The sequence below is a fragment of the Flavobacterium shii genome (assembly GCF_025847235.1).
Lineage (GTDB): Bacteria > Bacteroidota > Bacteroidia > Flavobacteriales > Flavobacteriaceae > Flavobacterium > Flavobacterium shii.
On record NZ_JAOZEW010000040.1, the window covers coordinates 1 to 22,541 of the forward strand.

The following is a 22,541-nucleotide window of genomic DNA, read 5'->3' on the forward strand; positions in this document are numbered from 1 at the left end:
AGATTTTTATCTCACTAAGTATAGAAAACACAAAGTTCGCAAAGCTAGGTGTTGATCCAGCTTTACGAACTTTGCGCACAAGATTGCGTTCTCTGCGGTTATTTTTTTGTTTTGAAATAGTCTTTCTAATTAATTACTTTCGCGAATCTAATAATTCATGATATTTATCGGCAATGATTTTCATATTGATATTGTAATTGGCATTTTCTTCTACAAATTTTCGATTTTGTATAATCGCTTTATTTCTTGAATCAGGATTTTTAAATGACCAAATAAGTTTTTCGGCTAGATTGGTGTAATCATCAATTGGGATTAATAGCCCATTCTCGCGATGTTTTATCCAGCTTTGATTTCCTGGAATATCAGAAACTACGGGATAACAACTGCAAGCCATCGCTTCAAATAAAGAAGCCGAAACGCCTTCGGTAATCGGCATGCTGATATAAATATTTGATTGCTGTAATAATTTAGGAAGGTCTGTATTCGGGATTCTTCCTGTAAAGATTACTTTATTTTCGATTTGTAAATCTTCAGCTAAATCTTTCAGAAATTGCAAACGAGTTCCGTCTCCAACGATCGTTAATGAAAAATCGATTCCTTTTTGATGTAAAATAGCAAAAGCTTCTAAGATAGAATCGTGACGATATTCTGGTTGTAAAGAACGCGTGACAATAGCTTCAATTTTATTAGAAGTATTGATGGAAGGAGAAAAAAGTGATAAATCGATTCCTTTTGGCATGACCAAAACTTTATTCATATCAACTCCAATGGCTTTCATAGAAATTGTCATTACAGGACCCCAGGCATGTATTAAATGTGCTTTTCTGAAAGCATGTTTCTGAATGATTTTTTTAAGGGGTAATAATACAGAGCCTTCTGGCCATAAATCGGTTCGCCCTTGTTGTGCAATTGCAATTGTGTTTACGCCCGATATTGCAGCAAGAAAACCATAACTGGTCGTTCTTTCGGCAATAATCATATCGGGTTTTTCTAATCGAATGCTTTTTCTAATCGAGAAAGGAGCGAAGGCATATTCTGCTATCCGTTTGAACCGGTTGAATTTGGTATTGTTTGGGGTTTTGAGTTCCCAAGTGCAAATTTCGAAATCGCCAAATTCCTTTAAACCCTTCATCCACGTAATGGCATCGGCACGATAAGATTCTCCAAGAAAAAGTATTTTTCTTTTTTTCATTCAGTGATTTTTCTTTTTTTTGCCACAGATTAAAGGATTTTAAAGAATTTGTAATCTCTCTAATAGATTGGTTGATTTTAATCTGTATAATGTTTATTTAAATTTAATAACTCTTTAGTTAACTCCTTAAATAGGGCTTTTTTTAATCGAATAAAAGGGGTGATAAAAGTTTTAAAATCATTTTAATCTGTGGCAAAAAGGTATTTTATTTTTTAAAATTCGTCTGTCGTTAAGGCGCGATTGATAAATTCATTTAATGGTTTTAGCGCAATAAGTTTCTGGCTCATTTTGGAAACAAAATCTTTCTGAGTTACTTCTTTAATGTCGTATTTTTGCGTAGCAGTGAAACTTTTTAATTTTAAGGACTCAATTGCAGGATGATCTTTCTCATATCCGCGTGGTGGGTTTTTAAGCGAATTTGTTTCGGTTACATCCAGACTTCCAAATTCCTTTTTGAAATTTTTATCGGCTATAATTGCTTCTAAATCCTCATAGAAGAATGCGATTTCTTTACGTACTTTTTTTAAGTCTTCGGCTTCTGGCGAATAAAAACCGCCTGCTATAAAACTGGCACCTTTCTCGATATGAACATAATATCCAGCGCGATTTTGCCCTTTTACTCCAGTAGAAAGCCAGATGCCAAGGTGGGCTTTGTAAGGAGATTTATCTTTGGAGAAACGTATATCACGATTAATGCGGAATGTGCAATTTTTAACTTCCAATAATTCCAAAGAAGGATCCATAGGTTTCATTGCATCCAGAAAGCCCGAAACCAATTGATGGTAGTCTTTCTTGAAGATTTCATAACGCTTTTTGTTCTCCAAAAACCAATCTCTGTTATTGTTGGCTTTTAAATCTTCTAAAAATTGTAAAGTTTCTTTAGTGAGCATGTGTATGGTTTTACAATTGTTTTTTTAAATCGGCTTCGCTAATAAATCCTGTGTTTTTCCATTTTACTTCTTTGTTCTCATATAATAATAGAGTGGGAAGTTGGTCAATTTTCATGTCTTTTACCAAGGTTTTATTTTGGTCAACGTCGATGCGAATGATAACCACTTTATCGGCTAATTCTTTTTGCATCTTTGTAAGGTACGGACTCATTTGTTTACAAGGACCACACCACTCGGCATAAAAATCAATCAGGACTTTTTTATCTGTATTTAATAAAGCTGCATATTCCTCACTTGTCATTCCTGTAGCTTTGGCGCCAGGTTTTGAATATCCTTCGGCATCCCATTTCATGATGCCCCCGTCAAGTTCATATATGGTTGTAAAACCTAATTCTTGTAATTTTTGAGTTGCTTTTTTACTTCTTCCACCACTTAGGCAATATACAAAAACGGGTTTTGACTTGTCGTATGACGCTATTTTGGTAGCGAAATCTTCACTATTCCAGTTTACATTTATTGCATTGTCAATATGCTCAGATGCAAATTCATCTGGAGTTCTTACATCTATAATTAGAGGATTCTGAGTAGCGCTTATTTTTTCTGCGAAAGCTGCTGGCTCAATAACTTCGATACCTTTTGTTGATTGTTTATTGCAAGATGCAAATACAAGTGCAATTATAATAAGGAATGCTTTTGGGAATTTCATAATCTTGAATTTAAATGTGTAGGCTAATTTAAGTGTTTTTTTAATTTTAAAAGTTGAACAAAATCATAAATTAAATATTTTGTAGGTCTGATGTGTCGACTTTACTATTGCTTCGGTACGTTCGGGATGAGTATCAGAAATAAATAATTGCCCGAAAGTATCTTTATTAACCATTTCGATAATTTTGGCTACCCGACTTTCGTCTAATTTGTCAAAAATATCATCAAAAAGTAAAAGAGGTTTTACGCCACTTTGTTTTTTTAGGAATTCAAACTGAGCCAATTTTAAAGCAATCAAAAACGATTTTTGCTGTCCTTGAGAACCGAATTTTTTGATGGGATAATGGTCGATTTCAAAAGATAAATCATCTTTATGGATCCCAACGCTTGTATAATGTAAAGCGCGATCTTTATTAATGTTTTCTTGTAAAAGAGTTAGTAAGTCTTTTTCGAATAAATGACTTTCGTAAACCAACTGAACTGTTTCTTCGGAACCCGTTATTGCCTGATGATGGGTATTGAAAATTGGAATGAAAGATTCTATGAATTGTTTTCTTTTTTCGAAGATGGTTTTTCCATAGCCATCCAATTGCTCGTTATATATAGATAAAGTGTCGTTGTCAAAAACATGGTTCAGTGCGAAATATTTAAGTAGTGCATTACGCTGGCTAATTACTTTTTGGTACTGAATAAGTTGTTGCAGATAGTGGGAGTCCAATTGCGAAATTACAGTATCCATGAATTTACGACGTGTCTCACTTCCTTCTATGATTAAATCTCTGTCGGCAGGTGAAATTATTACTAGCGGAATAAATCCAATATGATCGGAGAATTTGTCGTAGGCTTTTCCGTTACGTTTCAGGATTTTTTTTTGTCCCTTTTTTAAACTGCAGACAATTTGTTCATTTCGTTCATTTTTTTCAATCTCGGCATCTATGACAAAAAACTCTTCTCCATGTTTGATATTTTGTATTGCCAATGGGTTGAAATAGCTTTTTCCATAGGCTAAATGATAAATAGCGTCGAGTACATTAGTTTTTCCAATGCCGTTTTTTCCAACGAAGCAATTTATCTTTTTGTCAAATTCAAAATTGGCTTCAGAAAAATTTTTATAGTTGAATAGGGAAATTTTTTTTAAATACATTTGTTAATCTGCTGTAATAAAGCTTGTTGTTGTTTTAAAGTAACAATTTTTAAGCGTGTGCAAATTATTGAAAAATATCGATATAAACCGCTTTTCAGGCTATTGAGTGTGAATTATTTTAATTTTGATACATTAAAAAGTGTGTTTTTTGGGAATATTTTTTTTAAATAAATATAAAATTGATTTTTTTCATGTAAGTTTCAATAAAAATTTTATTTTTGCCGTTCACTAAATTAATTTTAAATGGCTACTTACAATAAAAGAGGATATAAAGCACCAAAAGAAAAGGAAGTTAAAGATGAAGTTGTTAATGAAGAACAACAAGTAATTCTTGATGGAAAAAACAGTAAGACTGCTGAAGTTTTTTCTAAATTAGATGAAACTGCTTCTAAAACTGAGGATTGGGTTGCTAGAAATCAAAAAATAATTATTGGATTAGTTGCTGCAATTGCTGTAGGAACGATTGGTTATTTGGCTTATCAAAAATTTATTGCTTTACCAAAACAAGATGAAGCTGCAAACGAAATGTTTGTTGCTCAGCAAAACTTTGAGAAAGCGACTAATGGTGTAGCTAGTGATTCTTTATACAAACTATCATTGAATGGTTCTGAAGGTAAATTTGGATTTTTAAAAATCGCAGATGAATATTCAGGAACAGATGCTGGAAATTTAGCAAATTATTATGCTGGTATTGCATATTTAAATACTGGTAAATACGATGAGGCAATTACTTATTTAGGTAAATTTAAGTCTAAAGATTTAATTTTAGGAGCTTTGGCTCAAGGTGCAATAGGTGATGCTTATTCTCAAAAAAATCAACAAAAAGAGGCTTTAGATTATTATCTAAAAGCTGCTGGATCAAATAAAAATGATTTTACAACGCCACGTTTCTTGTTAAAAGCGGGTAAAACTGCTTTGGCTTTAGGTCAAAAATCGGATGCTCTTAAATATTTTACAGATATTAAAGAGAATTTCGAATCTAGCCCAGAAGCAGCTTCTGTAGATGTTTTAATTGGATTGTCACAATAATAATTGTAGAGTTCAGATTTTAGATTTAAGATTCGTATTTTAGCAATCTGAAGTCTAAACTATAAAATCTTAAATACAAAGATGGCTACCGAAAATAAAAATTTATCCGAATACGATAAAAACACAGTCCCAAATGCGAAAAATTTTCGATTTGGGATTGTTGTTTCTGAATGGAACGATAGTATTACAGAAGGGCTTTACAATGGCGCTTTTGAAGCTTTTATCGAAAATCAGGTTCCTGCTCAACAAATTGTCCGATGGAATGTTCCAGGGAGTTTTGAGTTGATCTATGGAGCAAAAAAAATGTTGCAAACTCAAAATGTTGATGCAGTAATTGTTATTGGATGCGTAATCCAAGGGCAAACAAAGCATTTTGATTTTGTATGCGAAGGAGTAACACAGGGAATTAAGGATTTGAATGTTCAAACAGATGTTCCTGTTATTTTTTGTGTGTTAACAGATAATAATATACAGCAATCTATTGACAGAAGTGGTGGAATTCATGGTAACAAAGGTACCGAAGCCGCTATAGCAGCAATAAAAATGGCTTATATTCGTCAACAAGCTTCTTTGAATCAGTTTCAAAACCAACAATTGTTGTCATCTGGCGCACTTCAGATAGAAGACAAACCATTAGAACTGGAAAAATAAAAAAACACAATTTTTAGAATACTTAAACCTATACTGTGTGAAAATAGTATAGGTTTTTTGTTTTTTTTATGAGTCATTAGGCTATAAAAGCAAGCAGAAATTCATTAAATTTGTACACTTTGGTTTAAAACCAAAACCCTAAATCATAAACCCAATTTTTTTTAATGTCGAGTATTATACAATTACTTCCTGATCATGTTGCCAATCAAATTGCTGCTGGAGAAGTGGTTCAAAGACCTGCTTCGGTGGTGAAAGAGCTTTTAGAAAATGCAGTTGATGCCAAAGCAACAGATATTAAACTAATCATCAAAGATGCAGGAAAGTCATTGGTACAAGTGATTGATAACGGTTCTGGTATGAGTGTTACCGATGCGCGTTTGTGTTTTGAACGACATGCTACCTCAAAAATCCGTCAGGCCGAAGATCTATTTTCATTACACACAAAAGGATTTCGTGGAGAAGCATTGGCTTCTATTGCTGCGATTGCTCATATGGAAATGAAAACCAAGCAAGATCAGGACGAACTGGGCACACATATTATCATTGAAGGAAGTAAGTTTGTATCGCAGGAAGTTGCTGTTTTGCCAAAAGGGACTTCATTTGCGGTTAAAAATCTTTTTTTTAATATTCCAGCCCGAAGAAACTTTTTGAAGTCGGACACAGTGGAATTTCGTCATGTTATGGATGAGTTTCAACGTGTGGCTTTGGCGCATGCAAATATTCATTTTACTTTTTATCATAATGGAAGCGAAATGTATAATTTACCACCATCAAGTTTTAGACAGCGTATTGTGGGGATTTTTGCAGGTAAAACCAATGAAAAATTAGTTCCGGTAAACGAAGAAACCGAAATTGTAGCAATTAAAGGTTTTGTAAGTAAACCAGAGTTTGCTAAAAAGAGTAGAGGAGAACAGTTTTTCTTTGTTAATGACCGTTTTATTAAAAGTGGTTATTTGCATCATGCTGTAATGGCTGCTTATGAAGGCATCTTAAAAGATGGAGCGCAACCGAGTTACTTTTTATATTTATCGGTTCCGCCAAATACTATCGATATCAATATACATCCAACAAAAACAGAAATTAAGTTTGATGATGAACAAGCTCTATATGCAATTTTAAGAGCTTCGATCAAGCATAGTTTAGGGCAATTTAATGTAGCGCCTGTTTTGGATTTTGATCGTGATGCTAATTTAGATACACCTTATCATTATAAAGATTTAGAAGGAGAAACGCCGACAATCCAGGTTGATGGTAGTTTTAACCCTTTTACAGATGATAAAACAAATAAACATTATTCAAATTCTGGTTCCGGATCTAATTTTAGTACAGGTTCCAGTTTTAGTTCCGGATCTGGGTCAAGCCCAAATTCTGGTTCAAATTCCTATTCTAGTTATAAAAAGCCAGAATCTACGGCAAGCTGGGAAAACTTATATGTAGGTTTAAAACAAGATACTGAGGAAGTAGGTATGATGTCTTTTGAGAATGAAGAAGTAACTTCGTCTTTGTTTAATGACAATGAAATCGAACAAACGGTTCATAAAACGTATCAAATACATAAAAAATATATTGTATCGCCTATAAAATCCGGAATGGTGATTGTGGATCAACAACGTGCACATCAACGTATTTTATACGAGCAGTTTTTACATAATATGACGGTTAATCAGGCTTCTAGCCAGCAGTTATTGTTTCCTTTGAATTTGTTTTATTCCTCTACAGACATGGAAATCATCAAAGAATTGCAATTATCGCTTGTAAATACTGGTTTCGTTTTCGAATCCACTACCGAAGACCATATTGTAATTTCGGGAATACCGGTTAATAGTACCGAGAGTGAGGTGTCGCTGGTTATAGAGCAACTATTAAGTGATTTGCAAGACGGAATTCCAGAAAGTAGTTTTTCTCAAAATGATACTATAGCCAAATCGTTGGCAAAGAGCATGGCTGTAAAAACGGGTACGTATTTAACAGAAAAAGAACAAGATAATTTAGTAAACGGACTCTTTGCTTGTAAAGATCCAAATATTTCACCCTTTCAAAAACCAACTTTCATTACCATGCGTGTGGAAGATTTAGATAAAAAATTTGCATTATGATGAATATGACTCCCGTTGTAAAACAGTTATTGATAATTAATATTATCTTTTTCATTGGCTCACAGTTAGTGCCAATTTCTTATGAATATTTCTCTTTGTTTTTTCCGGAGAATCCAGGTTTTAAATTTTGGCAGCCTATTACGCATATGTTTATGCACGGAGGTTTTACGCATATTGCCTTTAATATGTTTGCATTAGTTTCTTTTGGTTCTACTTTGGAGCACTTTTGGGGACCTAAGAAATTCTTGTTTTTCTATATCTCATGTGGTCTAGGAGCTGCTTTGGTAAACTCTGCAGTGAATTATTATTTCTTTCAGGATGGATTAAATACTTTAATTGCCAACGGATTTAACAAACTGGAGATTTTGCAATTATTAAATGAAGGTAAAATCGATACAAGATGGAAAGATTTGCTAACTGTTTCTGAATTTGCACACTTTACCGAAGCTTATTTAGGAACCGTTGTAGGAGCTTCTGGAGCGATTTATGGATTGTTAATAGCCTTTACTTTTATGTTTCCTAATGCAGAACTATCTTTAATGTTTATACCAATTCCAATTAAAGCTAAATATTTTGTTCCTGTTTATATGATTTTGTATGATGGTTTCTTTGGAATTTTAGGAAATTCATTTATGGGTATTGGTACCGGAGTGGCACACTATGCACACCTTGGAGGTGCATTTTTTGGCTTTATGATTATGTGGTATTGGAAAAAGAATCAGTTTAATAATAATCGTTGGAATTAATTTTCTAGCTTTATTATCTAAATTTAAAACACAAAAAAACACATATGAATATTTTAGACGATTTAAAGTTGCAATATAAATTAGGAGGAATCGCTCAGCGAGTAATCTATTGGAATATTGCTTGTTTCTTGATTTCACTGGTGTTTTTTTACCAATTTTCAGTAGGACAATTTGCTTTCCCAAGTTGGTTGGCATTGTCATCCAATCCTTCTGATTTTTTATTCAAGCCTTGGACATTTCTTACGTATGCTTTTTTTCATGACGGATTTTTGCATTTGTTGTTTAATATGTTGGTTTTGAATTTTGCAAGTTCATTATTTCTAACGTTTTTTACAGAAAAGCAATATTTAGGATTGTATATATTAAGCGCGATTTTTGCAGGTATTGCATTTGCGCTTGGTTTTTATTTTTTGGATCTTAACGCTTCCGTAGTTGGAGCTTCGGCTGCAATTATGGCAATCTTGGTTGCTACAACTACATATCAGCCATTAATGAATATACGTTTGTTGCTTATCGGGAATGTGAAATTGTGGCATATTACAGCTGTTATTTTGGTATTGGATTTGATGCAATTTCGTTTGGATAATATGGGAGGTCATATCTCTCATCTTGCTGGAGCTGTATTTGGTTTTATTTTTGTTAAACTACTTCAAAACGGAATTGATTTGAGTAAAATAATAACTCGTGTTTTAGATTTTTTTGCTAATTTATTTAAGAAGTCTCCATCAACTCCTTTCAAGAAAGTGCACAAAAACTATAACAGTAAACCACAAGAAAGAGTTATTTCTAAGATTGTTACCAAAGACAAAACACAACAACAAATTGACGAAATCCTAGATAAAATCAGTCAATCGGGTTATGATTGTCTGACAAAAGAAGAGAAGGAATTTTTATTTAAAGCTGGGAAGTAAAATCATTAATTAAAAGGAGATGAAAAACCTTTCATGGTTTAATAAAATAATGTTCTTCCTGAATATAGTGCTTACTGTATTGACATTTAGTGCTTATGTTTTACCATTCCTTGCTCCTAAAATTTTCCCTCTTTTATCGGTGTTTACTTTGTTTATGCCGTTATTTTTTGTCCTTAATGGATTGTTCTTTTTCTATTGGGCAATTCAGTTTAAAAAACGCATGATTTTATCGGGGTTGGTTCTCTTAATGGGAATTACTTTTATTAATAAGTTCTATAAATTTTCGACAAAAGAATATGTTGAAAGCGATAAGGATTTTACGGTAATGAGTTATAATGTTCGTTTATTCAATGTTTTTAAATGGCTGGATACCGATGATGTTCCTCTTGATATTGAAACATTCATAAATGAAAAGAATCCGGATATTCTATGTATTCAGGAATTTTCGAATTCGGCACATATAGACTTAAAAGTTTATCCGCATCGTTATATCTTTATGGAAGGGCAAAAGATTAAGACCGGTCAGGCTATTTTTTCTAAATTTCCTATACTTTATCAGGGTAATATTGTTTTTCCGAATTCGAATAACAATGTAATTTTTGCCGATATTAAGCGTGGTAAAGATATTATCAGAGTTTATAATATGCACTTGCAGTCTATTAAGATTTCGCCAGATGTAAATGAAATTTCCGAAAACATAGACGTGATGAATCAGGAGAAGTCACAATTGATTCTTTCCCGTATAAGTAAAGCATTTAAACAGCAACAAGAACAGGCAGAAATTTTTAAAGAGCATAAAAAAGAATGCAAGTATCCTCTTATAATATGTGGTGACATGAATAATAGTCCTTTCTCCTATGTTTATAGAAGCATAAAAGGAAAATTAAAAGATAGCTTTGAAGAAGCTGGATTAGGTTTTGGTGCCACTTATAAGTTTCGCTATTACCCTGCAAGAATTGATTATATCTTTGTGGATAGTAAGATGAAAGTGAAGAAGTTTGAGAGTTTCTCTGACTTTGAGAATTCTGATCATTACCCTATTTTTGCAACACTTTCGATGGAATAAATTGTAAAGATTTAGATCTTTTGATTCTTTAAATATTCCATTGCATACTTTCCTTCATTAAAAAGTAAGTCTAACACACTTAGGTTATTTATAAAACCATGTTTATCAGCAAATACCTGTGTATAGGTTTCGAATGTGTTAGTGTCTTTTTTTCCATTCGCTAAGGCTCTAAAATCCGAAATAGAAGGATTTGCTTCATGAAAGTATTCTGTTGTTGTAGCGTACTCTAATTTCATGCGCAGACATTTGGACACTATATCCAACGCTTCAAAATTTAAGTCCATTAAGAATTCATGTTTCTTTTCGAAAAAAGGACGAATATCATCTTCAAAAAACTCAAAAAAAGGAGAGCTTCTATAGGCAGCTTCTAAGGATTTGAAATGTTGTTTTTGCCAGTCAAATTCATTTTCTATTTGAATTTCCTTAGTTTTTTGGTGTGCGTTTTTGGAATGTTTTACTGGAATGTTTAGCAATTGTATTCCATTTGGACTATAAATGTAAGTGCGGTTTCTGTTGGTTTGTTTTTGAAAATTATCCTCTATTTCAAACGTAATACTTTCAGATTGCGCCATAACTGATAAATGACTAATCGAAGGAAAATAGGTTGGTAGTAATAGTGAATTCATGTGGTTTTTTTGTTTAATCGGTTAATCGTTTAATTGTTGAAAATGTAAATAAACGATTAGCCAGTTCAACGAATAAATGTATTATGCTTTTTTCTCTTTTCTCTTTTTCCAGAAATATTCTCCTATAAAGAATGCAGCCAGAGCAAATAAGAAATATCTGAAATAAGATTGTGGTTGACCTTCGCCATTTACTGTAGTGAAAACTCTGTCCCAGCGAACTTTGTTTATTCCTTTGCCGTTAGTATCCCAACTCATCCATATAAATACTGGTTTCCCAACAATATGGTTTTCTGGAACATAACCCCAATAGCGACTATCCTCGGAGTTGTGACGGTTGTCTCCCATCATCCAGTAATAATCTTGTTTAAAGGTATATGTTGTTGCTATTTTACCATTTATACGAATCTCAGAACCATTTACCTGCAAAGTGTTTCCTTCGTAATCGGTAATGATAGCTTTGTAATATGGTAAAGATTCTATTGTTAAAGCAACTGTTTTTCCTTTTTGAGGGATGTAAATTGGACCAAAATTATCATCGTTCCATTTATTGTTTTGAGGAAAGATGTGTGGATCTGGGCTTTTTTCTATTACTATTTTTACATCGGTAATTCCGGGGATGTTTCTTAAACTTGCTGCAGTAGCATCTGTTAATGCGCTAAAAATAAGAGTGTCTTTTTTTACATTGTCTTTAAAATAGGCACCATCTGTAATATCATATTCTCTTAAGATAGATTCAAAATCAATTGGTGTTTTTCCGTCCAATGCAACTGCATATGCATGTTGGGGTCTTGCTCTTTCTGGTAAAACCAATACTTTTCCGTTAACGTAAATAACTCCGTCTTTTATAGCCAAGCTATCACCGGGAATTCCAACGCATCTTTTTACGTAATTTGATTTTTTGTCAATTGGTTTATCAACTCTTCTTCCTGAGGTATCAAAAAACTTATAAACGGTATCCATCGGCCAGTTGAAAACTACAATATCATTCCTCTTGATTTGTTCGAAAGCAGGAAGTCTTAAATAAGGTAATTGAGGCCATTTTAGATATGATTTTTGCTTAGTCATTGGGATAGAATCATGAACCATTGGCAAGGCAACAGTTGTCATAGGGATTCTAGGACCATAGTTTAATTTACTCACAAACAAAAAGTCACCTATAAGTAATGATTTTTCCAATGAAGCAGTTGGTATAGTAAAAGGCTGAATAATATAGGTATGAACTAAAGTAGCTACAATTATAGCAAAAAGTAATGAGCTAACTGTATCTGCGGCTTTTCCTTCGGGTTTTAGGTCTCTATTGGCGTTGTAAACTAATTTTTGTGTATAGTTTACATAATAGATGTAAAATCCAAAAGTTAAAAGACCAAGAACCGTATCCAGTGTAGATTTTTTTCCAAAAGTTCTCAGGGTTTCAATCCAGATAATTGGAAACATTATCAGGTTTATAATTGGAATAAAAAGTAATATTGTCCACCAGGTTGGGCGACCGATAATCTTCATTAGCACAATTGCATTGTATATAGGAATAGCAGCTTCCCAGCTTTTTCTGCCAGCAGCTTTATATAATTTCCAAGTTCCTATAAAGTGAACTAATTGGACAATTAGAAAAAATACAAACCATAAATAAAATGTCATACCAATTTGTTTTAAGTCAAGATTGTTTGATTAGTGAACGTGATTAAACGTTCTTTTTCTCTTTTCTTTTTTTCCAGAAATACTCGCCTACAAAAAATGCTGCCAAAGCAAATAAGAAATATTTAAAATAAGATTGTGGCTGGCCTTCACCATTTACTGTAGTGAAAACTCTGTCCCAACGTACTTTGTTTAGTCCTTTACCATGAGTGTCCCAACTCATCCATATAAAAACTGGTTTCCCAACAATATGGTTTTCTGGAACGTAACCCCAATAACGGCTATCCTCGGAGTTGTGACGGTTGTCTCCCATCATCCAGTAATAGTCTTGTTTAAAAGTATATGTTGTTGCGACTTTACCATTTATACGAATCTCAGAACCATTTACCTGCAAAGTATTTCCTTCGTAATCGGTGATTATTGCTTTGTAAAAAGGTAATGATTCGGTTGTTAAAGCAACAGTTTTTCCTTTTTGAGGAATATAAATTGGACCAAAATTATCGGCATTCCATTTGTTGTTTTGAGGAAAAATACCAGGATCTACACCTTTGGCGATTTCTCTTCTTACATCGGTTATTCCGGGAACGTTTCTTAATCTTGCAGCACTTGCATCTGTTAAAGCTCTAAAATAAAGAGTGTCTCTTTTTACATCATCTTTAAAGCCAGCTCCATCAGTAATATCTAATTCTTTTAATAAAGATTCAAAATCAATAGATGTTTTTCCGTCCAAAGCCACGGCATATGAATACTGAGGTTTTGCTCTTTCTGGCAATACTAATACTTTATCATTAATGTAAACGATTCCGTCTTTTATAGCAAGACTATCGCCAGGAATACCAACACATCTTTTTACATAATTTGATTTTTTGTCAATAGGTTTGTCGGCTCTTCTTCCAGAAGTATCGAAAAACTTATATACAGTATCCATTGGCCAGTTAAAAACGACAATGTCTGCTCGTTTTATTTGTTCGAAAGCGGGTAATCTAAAGTATGGCAATTGAGGCCATTTTAGATATGATTTTTGTTTTGTCATTGGAATAGAGTCATGAACCATTGGTAAAGCAACAGTTGTCATAGGAACTCTAGGTCCATAATTTAGTTTACTTACAAATAAAAAGTCACCGATAAGTAATGATTTTTCTAATGATGATGTTGGGATAGTATATGGCTGCACAATATAAGTGTGAACCAAAGTCGCTACAATTATAGCAAATAGTAATGAGCTAATTGTATCGGCTGTTTTGTTTTCGGGAGTTAGGCTTCTGTTAGCATTGTAAACTAGTTTTTGAGTATAGTTTACATAATAGATATAAAATCCAAGAGTTACAAGTCCTAGAACAGTATCCAATGTTGATTTTTTTCCGAAAGTTCTCAGGGTTTCAATCCAGATCACTGGAAACATAATCAAGTTGATGATAGGAATAAAAAGTAATATTGTCCACCAGGTTGGGCGACCAATAATCTTCATTAGTACGATAGCATTATAAATAGGAATAGCAGCCTCCCAGCTTTTTCTGCCAGCAGCTTCGTATAATTTCCAAGTTCCTATAAAGTGAATAACTTGTACTGCAAGAAAAAATACAAACCATAAATATAGTGTCATACTAATTTGTTTTAAAGTTTAAAATATAAGTTTTAGATTGATGAGCCTTATATTTTTAATTGATTATTTAAAATTCCAAAACATCTTTCATTGTATAGATGCCTTGTTTTCCAGCCAACCACTCGGCAGCAATTACAGCTCCAAGTGCAAAACCTTCTCTATTATGTGCAGTGTGTTTTATTTCGATGCTGTCAATGCCAGAATTGTAAGTTACAGTATGTGTACCGGGAACAGTGCCAATTCTTTTGGCTTCGATATGAATTTGATTAGGCTTGGCTTCATCCATAGTCCAGTTGGAGTAATTGCTGTTTTCTATTACACCTTTGGCCAATGAAATAGCAGTTCCGCTTGGAGCGTCTAGTTTTTGGGTGTGGTGAATTTCTTCCATCTCTACTTTATAGCTATCAAATTTAGCCATCATTTTGGCTAACTGTTCGTTAAGTTCAAAGAAGATGTTTACTCCTAAGCTAAAATTCGAACTGGAAATAAAACCTCCTTTTTTTTCATTACATAGAGCAACCATTTCATCATAATGCTCTAGCCATCCTGTTGTTCCGGAAACTACTGGAATATTGGTGTTAAAGCAATTTGAAATGTTTGATACTGCAGCTGTTGGAACGCTAAAATCGATGGCTACGTCGGCTGTTTCAAGTCCTTCGTAAGTATTGGATTCGTCTTTCTTTAAAACAATTTCATGTCCTCTCTCTAAAGCAATTCTCTCAATTACATGCCCCATTTTTCCGTATCCTAAAAGCGCAATTTTCATTTGTAGTTTATTTTAAATTTTAAAGAATGCAGTTTTTTGTACCGCAATTTAAAAGTGGTAATTAAATGTTAGTCCAACGTTTGGTCGTAATGTTACATCGTCGGGGTAAATTTCTGGACGTAATGATAATCTTTCGCTGACGTTAAACTGAATTAAAGCAGCGTCAACATTGGCATCTATTATATTTAAAACATAAAAGCCCAAGGTTACCAGGGCAGATAGATCTCGATTACGTTGATAAAATTTTTGACCAGCAATAAGTCTGCTATCATCCAGATATTGAAAGTTATCATCGTTGTAGCCTTCAAGCCTTCGTTTATAAGCATCTCTATATTGATGGTATTTTTTATTGTTATCAAGATAGAAATATAAACTTGTTCCGATGGCTCCGTAAACAAGAGGTATTTTCCAATATTTTTTATTGTATGCTTGTCCTAAACCAGGTAAAATTGCCGAATAAAAAGCAGCTTTAGCAGGAGTTAGTGGGTCTATATCATTTGATTTTAGGGTGTCTTTTGCTACCAAAGCAGCATCTTCTTTTTTTGACTGTGCAAAAATAGTTACGTTTCCTAAGAGAAAAAATAATAGACCTATGGGAACTATTTTATTCACTACCCGTTTATTAATTTGATGATTCTAGCAAAGTCTTCTTCTGAGTGAAATGGAATTGTAATTTTTCCTTTTCCGTTTCCAGCCACTTTTATATCAACTTTTGCGCCAAAATAATTTGTAAATGTACTTTTTTGATCTTCTTCAATATCAAATGAAGATGCTTTTGGTTTGCCGGCAAGTTTAGGTTTTAAGCTTTCGTGGTAATTTTTTACCAAAGCTTCCGTTTCACGAACAGATAGATTGCGACTAACTATTTTTTGATAAATATCAGTTTGAACATCTAAATCTTCAACGTTTATAATTGCGCGACCATGTCCCATACTTATGAAACCATCACGAATACCAGTTTGGATAATCGGATCTAGTTTTAAAAGACGAAGGTAATTAGCAATTGTAGAACGTTTTTTACCAACGCGATCACTCATTTGTTCCTGAGTTAATTGAATTTCATCAATTAAACGTTGATATGAAAGTGCAATCTCTATCGGATCTAAATCATGACGTTGAATGTTTTCAACCAATGCCATAACCAATGATTCGTTATCATTTGCAATTCGTATGTATGCAGGAACAGTAGTTAAGCCAATTAATGTAGAAGCTCGCAAACGACGCTCTCCAGAAATTAATTGATATTTGTTAAAGTCTAATTTTCGAACAGTTATAGGCTGAATCACACCAAGTTCCTTGATGGAAGTGGCTAGTTCACGTAACGATTCCTCATTAAAATTGCTTCGGGGCTGAAACGGATTTATTTCGATAGCACTAATTTCAAGCTCTATAATACTTCCTACAACCTTATCGGCATTTTTATCTTCTACGGATGTAATATCGTTTTCAGGATCTTTTAATAATGCAGATAACCCTCTTCCTAAGGCTTGTTTTTTAATCGCTTTTGTCATAAAAACTATTTACTGTTTTTCTTTATAATTTCTTGAGCCAGGTTTATGTAATTAACTGCTCCTTTACTTGTTGCGTCATAGTTTATAATGCTTTCGCCAAAACTAGGAGCTTCACTTAATTTTACATTTCTTTGAATAACGGTATCAAAAACCATATCGTTAAAGTGTTTTTGAACTTCTTCAACAACTTGATTAGATAAACGTAATCTAGAATCGTACATGGTTAATAATAAACCTTCAATATCCAAGTCTGGGTTATGAATCTTTTGGATGCTTTTGATTGTGTTTAATAATTTTCCTAAACCTTCAAGTGCAAAATATTCACATTGAATAGGAATAACTACAGAGTCAGCAGCTGTTAAAGCGTTCAAAGTTAGAAGTCCTAATGAAGGTGCACAATCAATAATGATATAATCGTACTCATCTTTAACACTTTCTAATGCTTTTTTAAGCATATACTCTCTGTTTTCTTTATCGACCAATTCAATTTCGATAGCTACAAGGTCAATGTGAGCAGGAATCACATCTACGTTTGGAGCTGTACATTGAATAATAGCTTCTTTTGGCGTATGACTGTGTTCTAGTATTTGATAGGTTCCAATCTCAACAGTTTCTACATCAATTCCAAGTCCTGATGTGGCATTTGCCTGAGGGTCAGCATCTATTAATAATACTTTTTTTTCTAAAACACCTAATGAGGCCGCAAGATTTACAGATGTAGTAGTCTTTCCAACGCCTCCTTTTTGATTAGCAATCGCAATGATTTTGCCCATTTATTTTCTGAATTTTGAACCGTAAAAATACAATTATTTATGGTTTCTGAAAATCTATTTTGTTAACATTTGTTAAACCTTGACTAATCATCGTTTGACAGCGTATTATTTTGAAAATACACATTGTTTTCAAGGACTATTTCAATATTATTTGTTTTGGAATTAACCTTTTCATTATATGAAATCGAACTTTTATCGATGATATGAATTGGAGTTAATTCGTTCTAATTTAATATTTATGTGATAAAACAGGAATGTTGTTTGAAAAAGATTCAGTGGGATTAATTATTTTTTTTCATGTCTTTTACCAGACTCGTAGTGAAATACAAAATTGCAATTCCGCCTATTACAATACACATCCACATAAACCAGGATTGTTGCCAGATGGATTTATTTTGTGCTTTAGTATCAGTGTTGGTAATTTGTTTTATTTCGTAAATTGAAGTCTGAGGTAAATTGGTTGCAATATTATTTTTAAAATTTGAAAGGTCATATTGCGGTTCGCTTAAATTCTTATTTCCTGTTTTGATTGTGTACTTTTCATTTGCATTTAAATCGGCAATTATAGAAACTGGAATTTGATAGAATTTTATTTCGGCAACATCCAGTGCAGGGTTGTCTTCATTGCTGATGGTTATGAAAAATTCTTTCTCGAATATTTGCGGAATATTGAATGTGTTTTTTGTATTTGAATTTAATTCAAAATAAGTAATGTTCTCTGCATAAGTTTCTGTTTTGTGCTTTCTTTTTCGAATTGCGTTTTTATAAAGAATTGCATCTCGTTTGTAAAATGCAGGTTTGGAAATGTCAAAAGAAATTTGATTTAGAACCTGGGGAACATCGAAAATAATATGAATTTTTGTTTTCTTTTCAGATGGAAGTTGTGTTACGGAGCTACTTTGAGGAACTATTTCCTGTAATGAATTATTTTTGACTTGTTCGTTAAAATTCCCAGCTTTTAGGATGTTTATCGGTAATGTTTTTTTATCATCAAAATCTATTTTTAAAAATCGATAGGAGGAAAGTGGAAATGATATTGTCTTGATAACATTCGTTTTATCATTGCTGTTTAGGTCATGTAGTTTTTGAGAATTAGATAAGCCAAACCATTCTTTTTGGTCTTCACTTCCCGAAACCGAATAGTTTTTTGTTACATCGGAATTGGCAATGAAAAGCGAAATCTGATTGATACTTTGTGTCGATGGGTTGGCAATGATAATTGAGGTGCTTTTGTTTGGAACTACAGTTTTAGATACAATACTATATTCTTCAAAAGTACTTGAAAATGTTTCTTTTTCATTTCGAACTATAAAATAAGGAACTTCAATTCCTTTAGAATCAAATATTCTAAAATCACGAAGGTCTTCTTTGGATGCTGAACGAATCGCTGGCGGTAAAATTATTTTATTCAAGCCTGTTGTAGCTGCCGCTTTTATTTTTGCAGTTGTATTGTATTGTGCAAACGAAAAGTTTACCAGAAATAATAGCAATAAAAATTTATTTGGTTTCATCAGTTTCATTGGGTTTGTTTTCATCTATAACCAGCACTTTTATTTTTTGATACACGAATGAAATAATCAAAATTAAAATACCTAATAATATAAATGATATGATTTTTCCAGTTTCGGAAATATTGCTAATGTCGTATAAAAATAATTTCACAATCGTTAATCCTAGTAGAGCCAATGCAATTACACGAAGTGTTTTGGCTTGTTTTTTTATCCCAGTAATAAGAAATGCAAAGGCTAGAACTCCCCAAAGAATTGGAAAGCCTGTTTTTATTATTTTAGTTCTTGCCAATTCTACGGCATCCTCGGCAATAACTTCACGAATGTAGCTAAGGTCGGTTTTGTAAGTTGCGTATAAATTGCTTGCTTGAATTTGCTCTGTTGTTACGGGAGAATTCATTAATACTAATCCGTGTAGCATTAACTCTGTGCTTGCAATGTAAATTACGATAAAAGCAGCAATCCAGGTGTAAATCTTTTTGTTGAAAAATCCGAAAACCGGTTTCTTATAATTGATTTGAAATAATTGATAACCAAAATAGATAATTATCAGCAATGAGATATAATGTAAATAGAAGGCAAATGGTTTTCCTGTTCCTGTACTTATTATTTCTTCATGTTCGCTAAAAGCATAATTTGAGAACCAAAAAGCAAATAAAATAATGTTGATAATTGCAATAAGTGTTACACCTTGATATCCAGAACTTGTTTCCTTTTTTGTTAAATAAGCGACTACTATTGCAAAGAATAATAAATGATAGACTATAGTAAATGATGCAGCAGTATTTATGCTCTGTAAATAATAGTTGGATTGGTAAATAACCTCGAGTAATCCAACAAAATAAGCAATGACTAATCCTAATCCAAAAGTATAATTTCCATATTTTTCCGGATTAAAAGTAAAGCCAAGCATTTCGGTATTTTCTGTTTCTGATTTTAATAAATAGTAAACTGTAAATAAAGAACCGATTGCAAATAATCCAGTAATAAATATTGGATTGATGATTATATTTAAAACAGTAACGCCGTCATAAAATTTACTCCAGTCCATGACAAGACTTACAATCATAAGGCTGTGAACAATTACGGAACCAAATCTATAACTTGTGATTTTTGATTTTTGGGATAGCCATAATAGTAAAACAGCTTCGGCTGCCCAGAATAACGTGATATAATTACCTTTAAACTGGATAGGAATTGCAAGCGTAACAAATGTTAGCGTTAGACCAATAAGTAAATAAACAGCCTTTTTATCCAATCCGAATTTTTTATATAAAAGCCAGGCGTAAACCAAGTTAAGTAAGGCAATTACAGTTGTAAATAATCCTTTTAATTCCGGATGATAATTTGCTAGAATAGCCATTCCCGCAGCATAAAACAAAAATGTATTACTGGCTAAAATGGTTAATTGTGCTGTTGAAAATTCTCCTTTTGTTCGAATATTATTGATTATATTCATTAGAATAAAAATGAAATAGAAAGCAAAACCAAAGAGAAAAGCGCCTAGATAATGGGGTTTGTCACTGGTTAAGTCTTTCATGAGCCAACCACTATATAATAATATCGTAAAGGCATAAGCAAGTATATTGACCAGATTCCATTTTTTATGATAAGCCAAAGCTAAAATTCCGATATTGAGAATAATGATATAGGTAAATAAAATGACATAATTTCCTTCGCCTGTACTTACCATAAAGGGAACAGCAAATCCTCCAATTAGGGAAAGAACAGCGAGTTCAATTCTATTATAAGATAAGGATATAAGTGCGCTAAAAGCGGTAATTACAACCATTATTCCAAATGCCACACTCTGACTAAATAAATGGTAATTATGAAAAGCAATACCAATCGTAAAATAGAATATCGCAATTGCACCGGCTACAATAACCGAACTAAAGGCGGCATAATTCTGGCGTAATTTATGGGCAATTCCCATTACTAATGCGCCACATAAAATACCAATTCCTACTCGCGCAGGTTCGTTTATCCAATCTTTATCAATAGCATATTTTACAAAATAACTAATTCCCAGAACAAGAATCAGGATTCCGATCTTGTTGATTAAGTTTTCACCAATGAATTTTTCCAGATCAGGATTTTGTTCTTTGAATTTCTCCCAGAAAGATTTCCTTGGAGGAAGCGGAATATATGGTTTTGGAGCTATTTCGGGTTCAGCTGGTTTGGGTGAATTGTCACTATTATAAGAAAGAGCAATTTTTTCTGGTTCTAGTTCAGGAATATGTTCTTCAATACTGTCTTCTTTAACGACTTCAGTAGGGAGTGGTTTTATTTCTTGAAGAGTTATATTGAATTCTTCTTTCTTTATGACAGGGATTGGAGCAACAGGAATGGCTTCTGTTACTTTTTCTATGATTTTTTGAGAGTCTAATTTTTTATTAAGAGATGAAATGTCATTCTCAATTTGGTCAAATCGCCTATTAAGAGTATTCAGAGTGTAAACTAAGAAGCCAAATAATAGAACTAAAAGAAAAATTTCCATAGACAGATAAATATTGTGATCGGTAAATATAATAACATTTTAATACTGTTAAAGTGTTTTGGTAGTTTTTATCTGTATAAAATAGAGTAGTGGTGTTTTATTTATAACTTTACTATTCTTAGCAGGTATTTCACTTTATTATATTTAAATCTATGAAAACAGATTTTGTGATTTCTTTTCTGCAACTTCCAAAATTTGAACTATTAGATTTTCGGTCTTGTAAAAGTCGGGTTGCAAAAAAATAAGTACCCGTTTTATTCTCTATATATCCAACCCACCAACCTGTATTAATTCCGTTTTCTCTAGTCCAACCCGTTTTTGCATGAATGGTATAATTATCTGTCTTTTCGGTTATCATTACTTTTTTTACTATCTCAATGTTTCGTTTTGAAAAAGGTAGTTTTTCTTCATAAAGTTTTTTAATAAATTTCACTTGGTTAACTGGAGAAATAGCAAAATCACCAAAATTCCAAAAGTCATCTTCTTTTTGAGAAAGGTTAAGGTTGCCATAATTACAAAGGGTTAAGTATTTTTTATAATTCTCTTTACCAATTTTTTTTGCTAATTCTATGAATGCCCATCCTGCCGAAACTTCAAAAGCTTCTTTAACGGTCATGTCGTGATAAATTGCAGGACGATAATCATACTTTATAGTATCGGTGCTTCCTGGCCATTTTACAATTTCATTCTCGCTGGAAATTGTTTTTGTTTCCAATGCAATAAGCAGGTTAATGATTTTGAATGTAGATGCAGGTAATGTTTCTTTCATAATGTCATCAGTATCGGATACAATCCATTTTTGTTGGACATTGTCATAAATTACTATAGAACCATTTGTGTTACAGTTGTCAAAATATTTTTTAAAATCGGGACGAAAAAAAATAGTGTCTTTGCCTGATGGAATTGAATTCTTAGTTATTCCATTATTTGATCTGCAAGAGAAAAGAAGTCCGGTGAAAAGAAGTGCTAAAAATATTTGTTTCATTTTTATTTTGCTGAATGTTATAGTTGCAGGTAAATTGTAAATATATGCAATTGAACAATTTCGGCTATATAATATGAATTAAAAATCAGGTTTCGAGTTCTGATTGTCTGTAAGGGTAACTTTGTAAGTCATATAAGTTCATTTAAAAGAAGTGTTTGGAAATTTATATTTTCTTTGATTGCTTATATGGTTTGAATAATTGTAGGG

The 22,541-nt window shown here is 32.7% G+C and carries 20 protein-coding genes; 6 read left to right on the plus strand and 14 right to left on the minus strand.

From position 1 onward, the window contains the following. Positions 1–133: 133 nt before the first annotated feature. The 4 genes from OIU83_RS22990 to recF all read right to left on the minus strand — a co-directional run bounded on the left by OIU83_RS22990 (position 134) and on the right by recF (position 3,931). Positions 134–1,192, minus strand: coding sequence for a glycosyltransferase (locus OIU83_RS22990; RefSeq protein WP_264208611.1), 1,059 nt, complete (start codon positions 1,190–1,192; stop codon positions 134–136). Between the two features lie 212 nt (positions 1,193–1,404). Next, positions 1,405–2,082, minus strand: coding sequence for a DUF2461 domain-containing protein (locus OIU83_RS22995; protein ID WP_264208612.1), 678 nt, complete (start codon positions 2,080–2,082; stop codon positions 1,405–1,407). A 10-nt stretch (positions 2,083–2,092) separates the two neighbouring features. Continuing rightward, positions 2,093–2,788 (minus strand): thioredoxin domain-containing protein, encoded by a 696-nt coding sequence (locus tag OIU83_RS23000; protein WP_264208613.1) that lies wholly within the window; start codon positions 2,786–2,788, stop codon positions 2,093–2,095. A 63-nt stretch (positions 2,789–2,851) separates the two neighbouring features. Beyond that, the gene (recF, locus tag OIU83_RS23005; protein ID WP_264208614.1) at positions 2,852–3,931 is read right to left on the minus strand and encodes a DNA replication/repair protein RecF; all 1,080 of its coding nucleotides are present in this window, start codon (positions 3,929–3,931) and stop codon (positions 2,852–2,854) included. A gap of 243 nt (positions 3,932–4,174) precedes the next feature. Here recF and OIU83_RS23010 point away from each other — a divergent pair, with 243 nt between their 5' ends. From OIU83_RS23010 to OIU83_RS23035, 6 genes are all read left to right on the plus strand, one after another. Beyond that, positions 4,175–4,960, plus strand: coding sequence for a tetratricopeptide repeat protein (locus OIU83_RS23010; RefSeq protein WP_264208615.1), 786 nt, complete (start codon positions 4,175–4,177; stop codon positions 4,958–4,960). 81 nt (positions 4,961–5,041) lie between these two features. After that, positions 5,042–5,611, plus strand: coding sequence for a 6,7-dimethyl-8-ribityllumazine synthase (gene ribH / locus OIU83_RS23015; RefSeq protein WP_264208616.1), 570 nt, complete (start codon positions 5,042–5,044; stop codon positions 5,609–5,611). A gap of 164 nt (positions 5,612–5,775) precedes the next feature. Continuing rightward, the gene (gene mutL, locus OIU83_RS23020) at positions 5,776–7,707 is read left to right on the plus strand and encodes a DNA mismatch repair endonuclease MutL (protein ID WP_264208617.1); all 1,932 of its coding nucleotides are present in this window, start codon (positions 5,776–5,778) and stop codon (positions 7,705–7,707) included. Then, on the plus strand, positions 7,704–8,453 hold the full coding sequence (locus OIU83_RS23025) for a rhomboid family intramembrane serine protease (protein ID WP_264208618.1): 750 nt from the start codon (positions 7,704–7,706) through the stop codon (positions 8,451–8,453). The genes mutL and OIU83_RS23025 overlap by 4 nt, the downstream gene beginning before the upstream one ends. 44 nt (positions 8,454–8,497) lie before the next feature. Continuing rightward, positions 8,498–9,364, plus strand: coding sequence for a rhomboid family intramembrane serine protease (locus OIU83_RS23030; protein ID WP_264208619.1), 867 nt, complete (start codon positions 8,498–8,500; stop codon positions 9,362–9,364). 19 nt (positions 9,365–9,383) lie between these two features. Then, positions 9,384–10,430, plus strand: coding sequence for an endonuclease/exonuclease/phosphatase family protein (locus OIU83_RS23035; RefSeq protein ID WP_264208620.1), 1,047 nt, complete (start codon positions 9,384–9,386; stop codon positions 10,428–10,430). 11 nt (positions 10,431–10,441) lie between these two features. On the opposite strand, the gene OIU83_RS23040 is transcribed toward OIU83_RS23035, so the two are convergent. From OIU83_RS23040 to OIU83_RS23085, 10 genes are all read right to left on the minus strand, one after another. After that, on the minus strand, positions 10,442–11,056 hold the full coding sequence (locus OIU83_RS23040) for a WbqC family protein (RefSeq protein WP_264208621.1): 615 nt from the start codon (positions 11,054–11,056) through the stop codon (positions 10,442–10,444). Between the two features lie 81 nt (positions 11,057–11,137). Next, on the minus strand, positions 11,138–12,691 hold the full coding sequence (gene lepB, locus OIU83_RS23045) for a signal peptidase I (protein WP_264208622.1): 1,554 nt from the start codon (positions 12,689–12,691) through the stop codon (positions 11,138–11,140). Between the two features lie 43 nt (positions 12,692–12,734). Next, positions 12,735–14,291, minus strand: a complete 1,557-nt coding sequence (gene lepB, locus OIU83_RS23050) for a signal peptidase I (protein WP_264208623.1) — start codon at positions 14,289–14,291, stop codon at positions 12,735–12,737. Between the two features lie 67 nt (positions 14,292–14,358). Next, the gene (dapB, locus tag OIU83_RS23055) at positions 14,359–15,057 is read right to left on the minus strand and encodes a 4-hydroxy-tetrahydrodipicolinate reductase (protein ID WP_264208624.1); all 699 of its coding nucleotides are present in this window, start codon (positions 15,055–15,057) and stop codon (positions 14,359–14,361) included. A gap of 48 nt (positions 15,058–15,105) precedes the next feature. After that, entirely contained in the window at positions 15,106–15,669 is a 564-nt protein-coding gene (locus OIU83_RS23060) for a DUF5683 domain-containing protein (RefSeq protein WP_264208625.1), read from the minus strand. Continuing rightward, complete coding sequence (locus OIU83_RS23065) at positions 15,669–16,568, minus strand: ParB/RepB/Spo0J family partition protein (RefSeq protein ID WP_264208626.1); 900 nt, start codon at positions 16,566–16,568, stop codon at positions 15,669–15,671. The genes OIU83_RS23060 and OIU83_RS23065 overlap by 1 nt, the downstream gene beginning before the upstream one ends. A 5-nt stretch (positions 16,569–16,573) precedes the next feature. Beyond that, complete coding sequence (locus OIU83_RS23070) at positions 16,574–17,341, minus strand: ParA family protein (RefSeq protein ID WP_264208627.1); 768 nt, start codon at positions 17,339–17,341, stop codon at positions 16,574–16,576. Positions 17,342–17,622: 281 nt separating this feature from the next. Beyond that, positions 17,623–18,852 carry a hypothetical protein gene (locus OIU83_RS23075; protein ID WP_264208628.1) on the minus strand — a complete coding sequence of 410 codons (1,230 nt, stop codon included), beginning with the start codon at positions 18,850–18,852 and terminating at the stop codon, positions 17,623–17,625. Next, positions 18,839–21,349 (minus strand): DUF2339 domain-containing protein, encoded by a 2,511-nt coding sequence (locus tag OIU83_RS23080; RefSeq protein ID WP_264208629.1) that lies wholly within the window; start codon positions 21,347–21,349, stop codon positions 18,839–18,841. Before OIU83_RS23080 ends, OIU83_RS23075 begins: the two co-directional genes overlap by 14 nt. Before the next feature lie 130 nt (positions 21,350–21,479). Then, positions 21,480–22,334, minus strand: a complete 855-nt coding sequence (locus tag OIU83_RS23085) for a penicillin-binding transpeptidase domain-containing protein (RefSeq protein WP_264208630.1) — start codon at positions 22,332–22,334, stop codon at positions 21,480–21,482. Between the last annotated feature and the right edge of the window lie 207 nt (positions 22,335–22,541).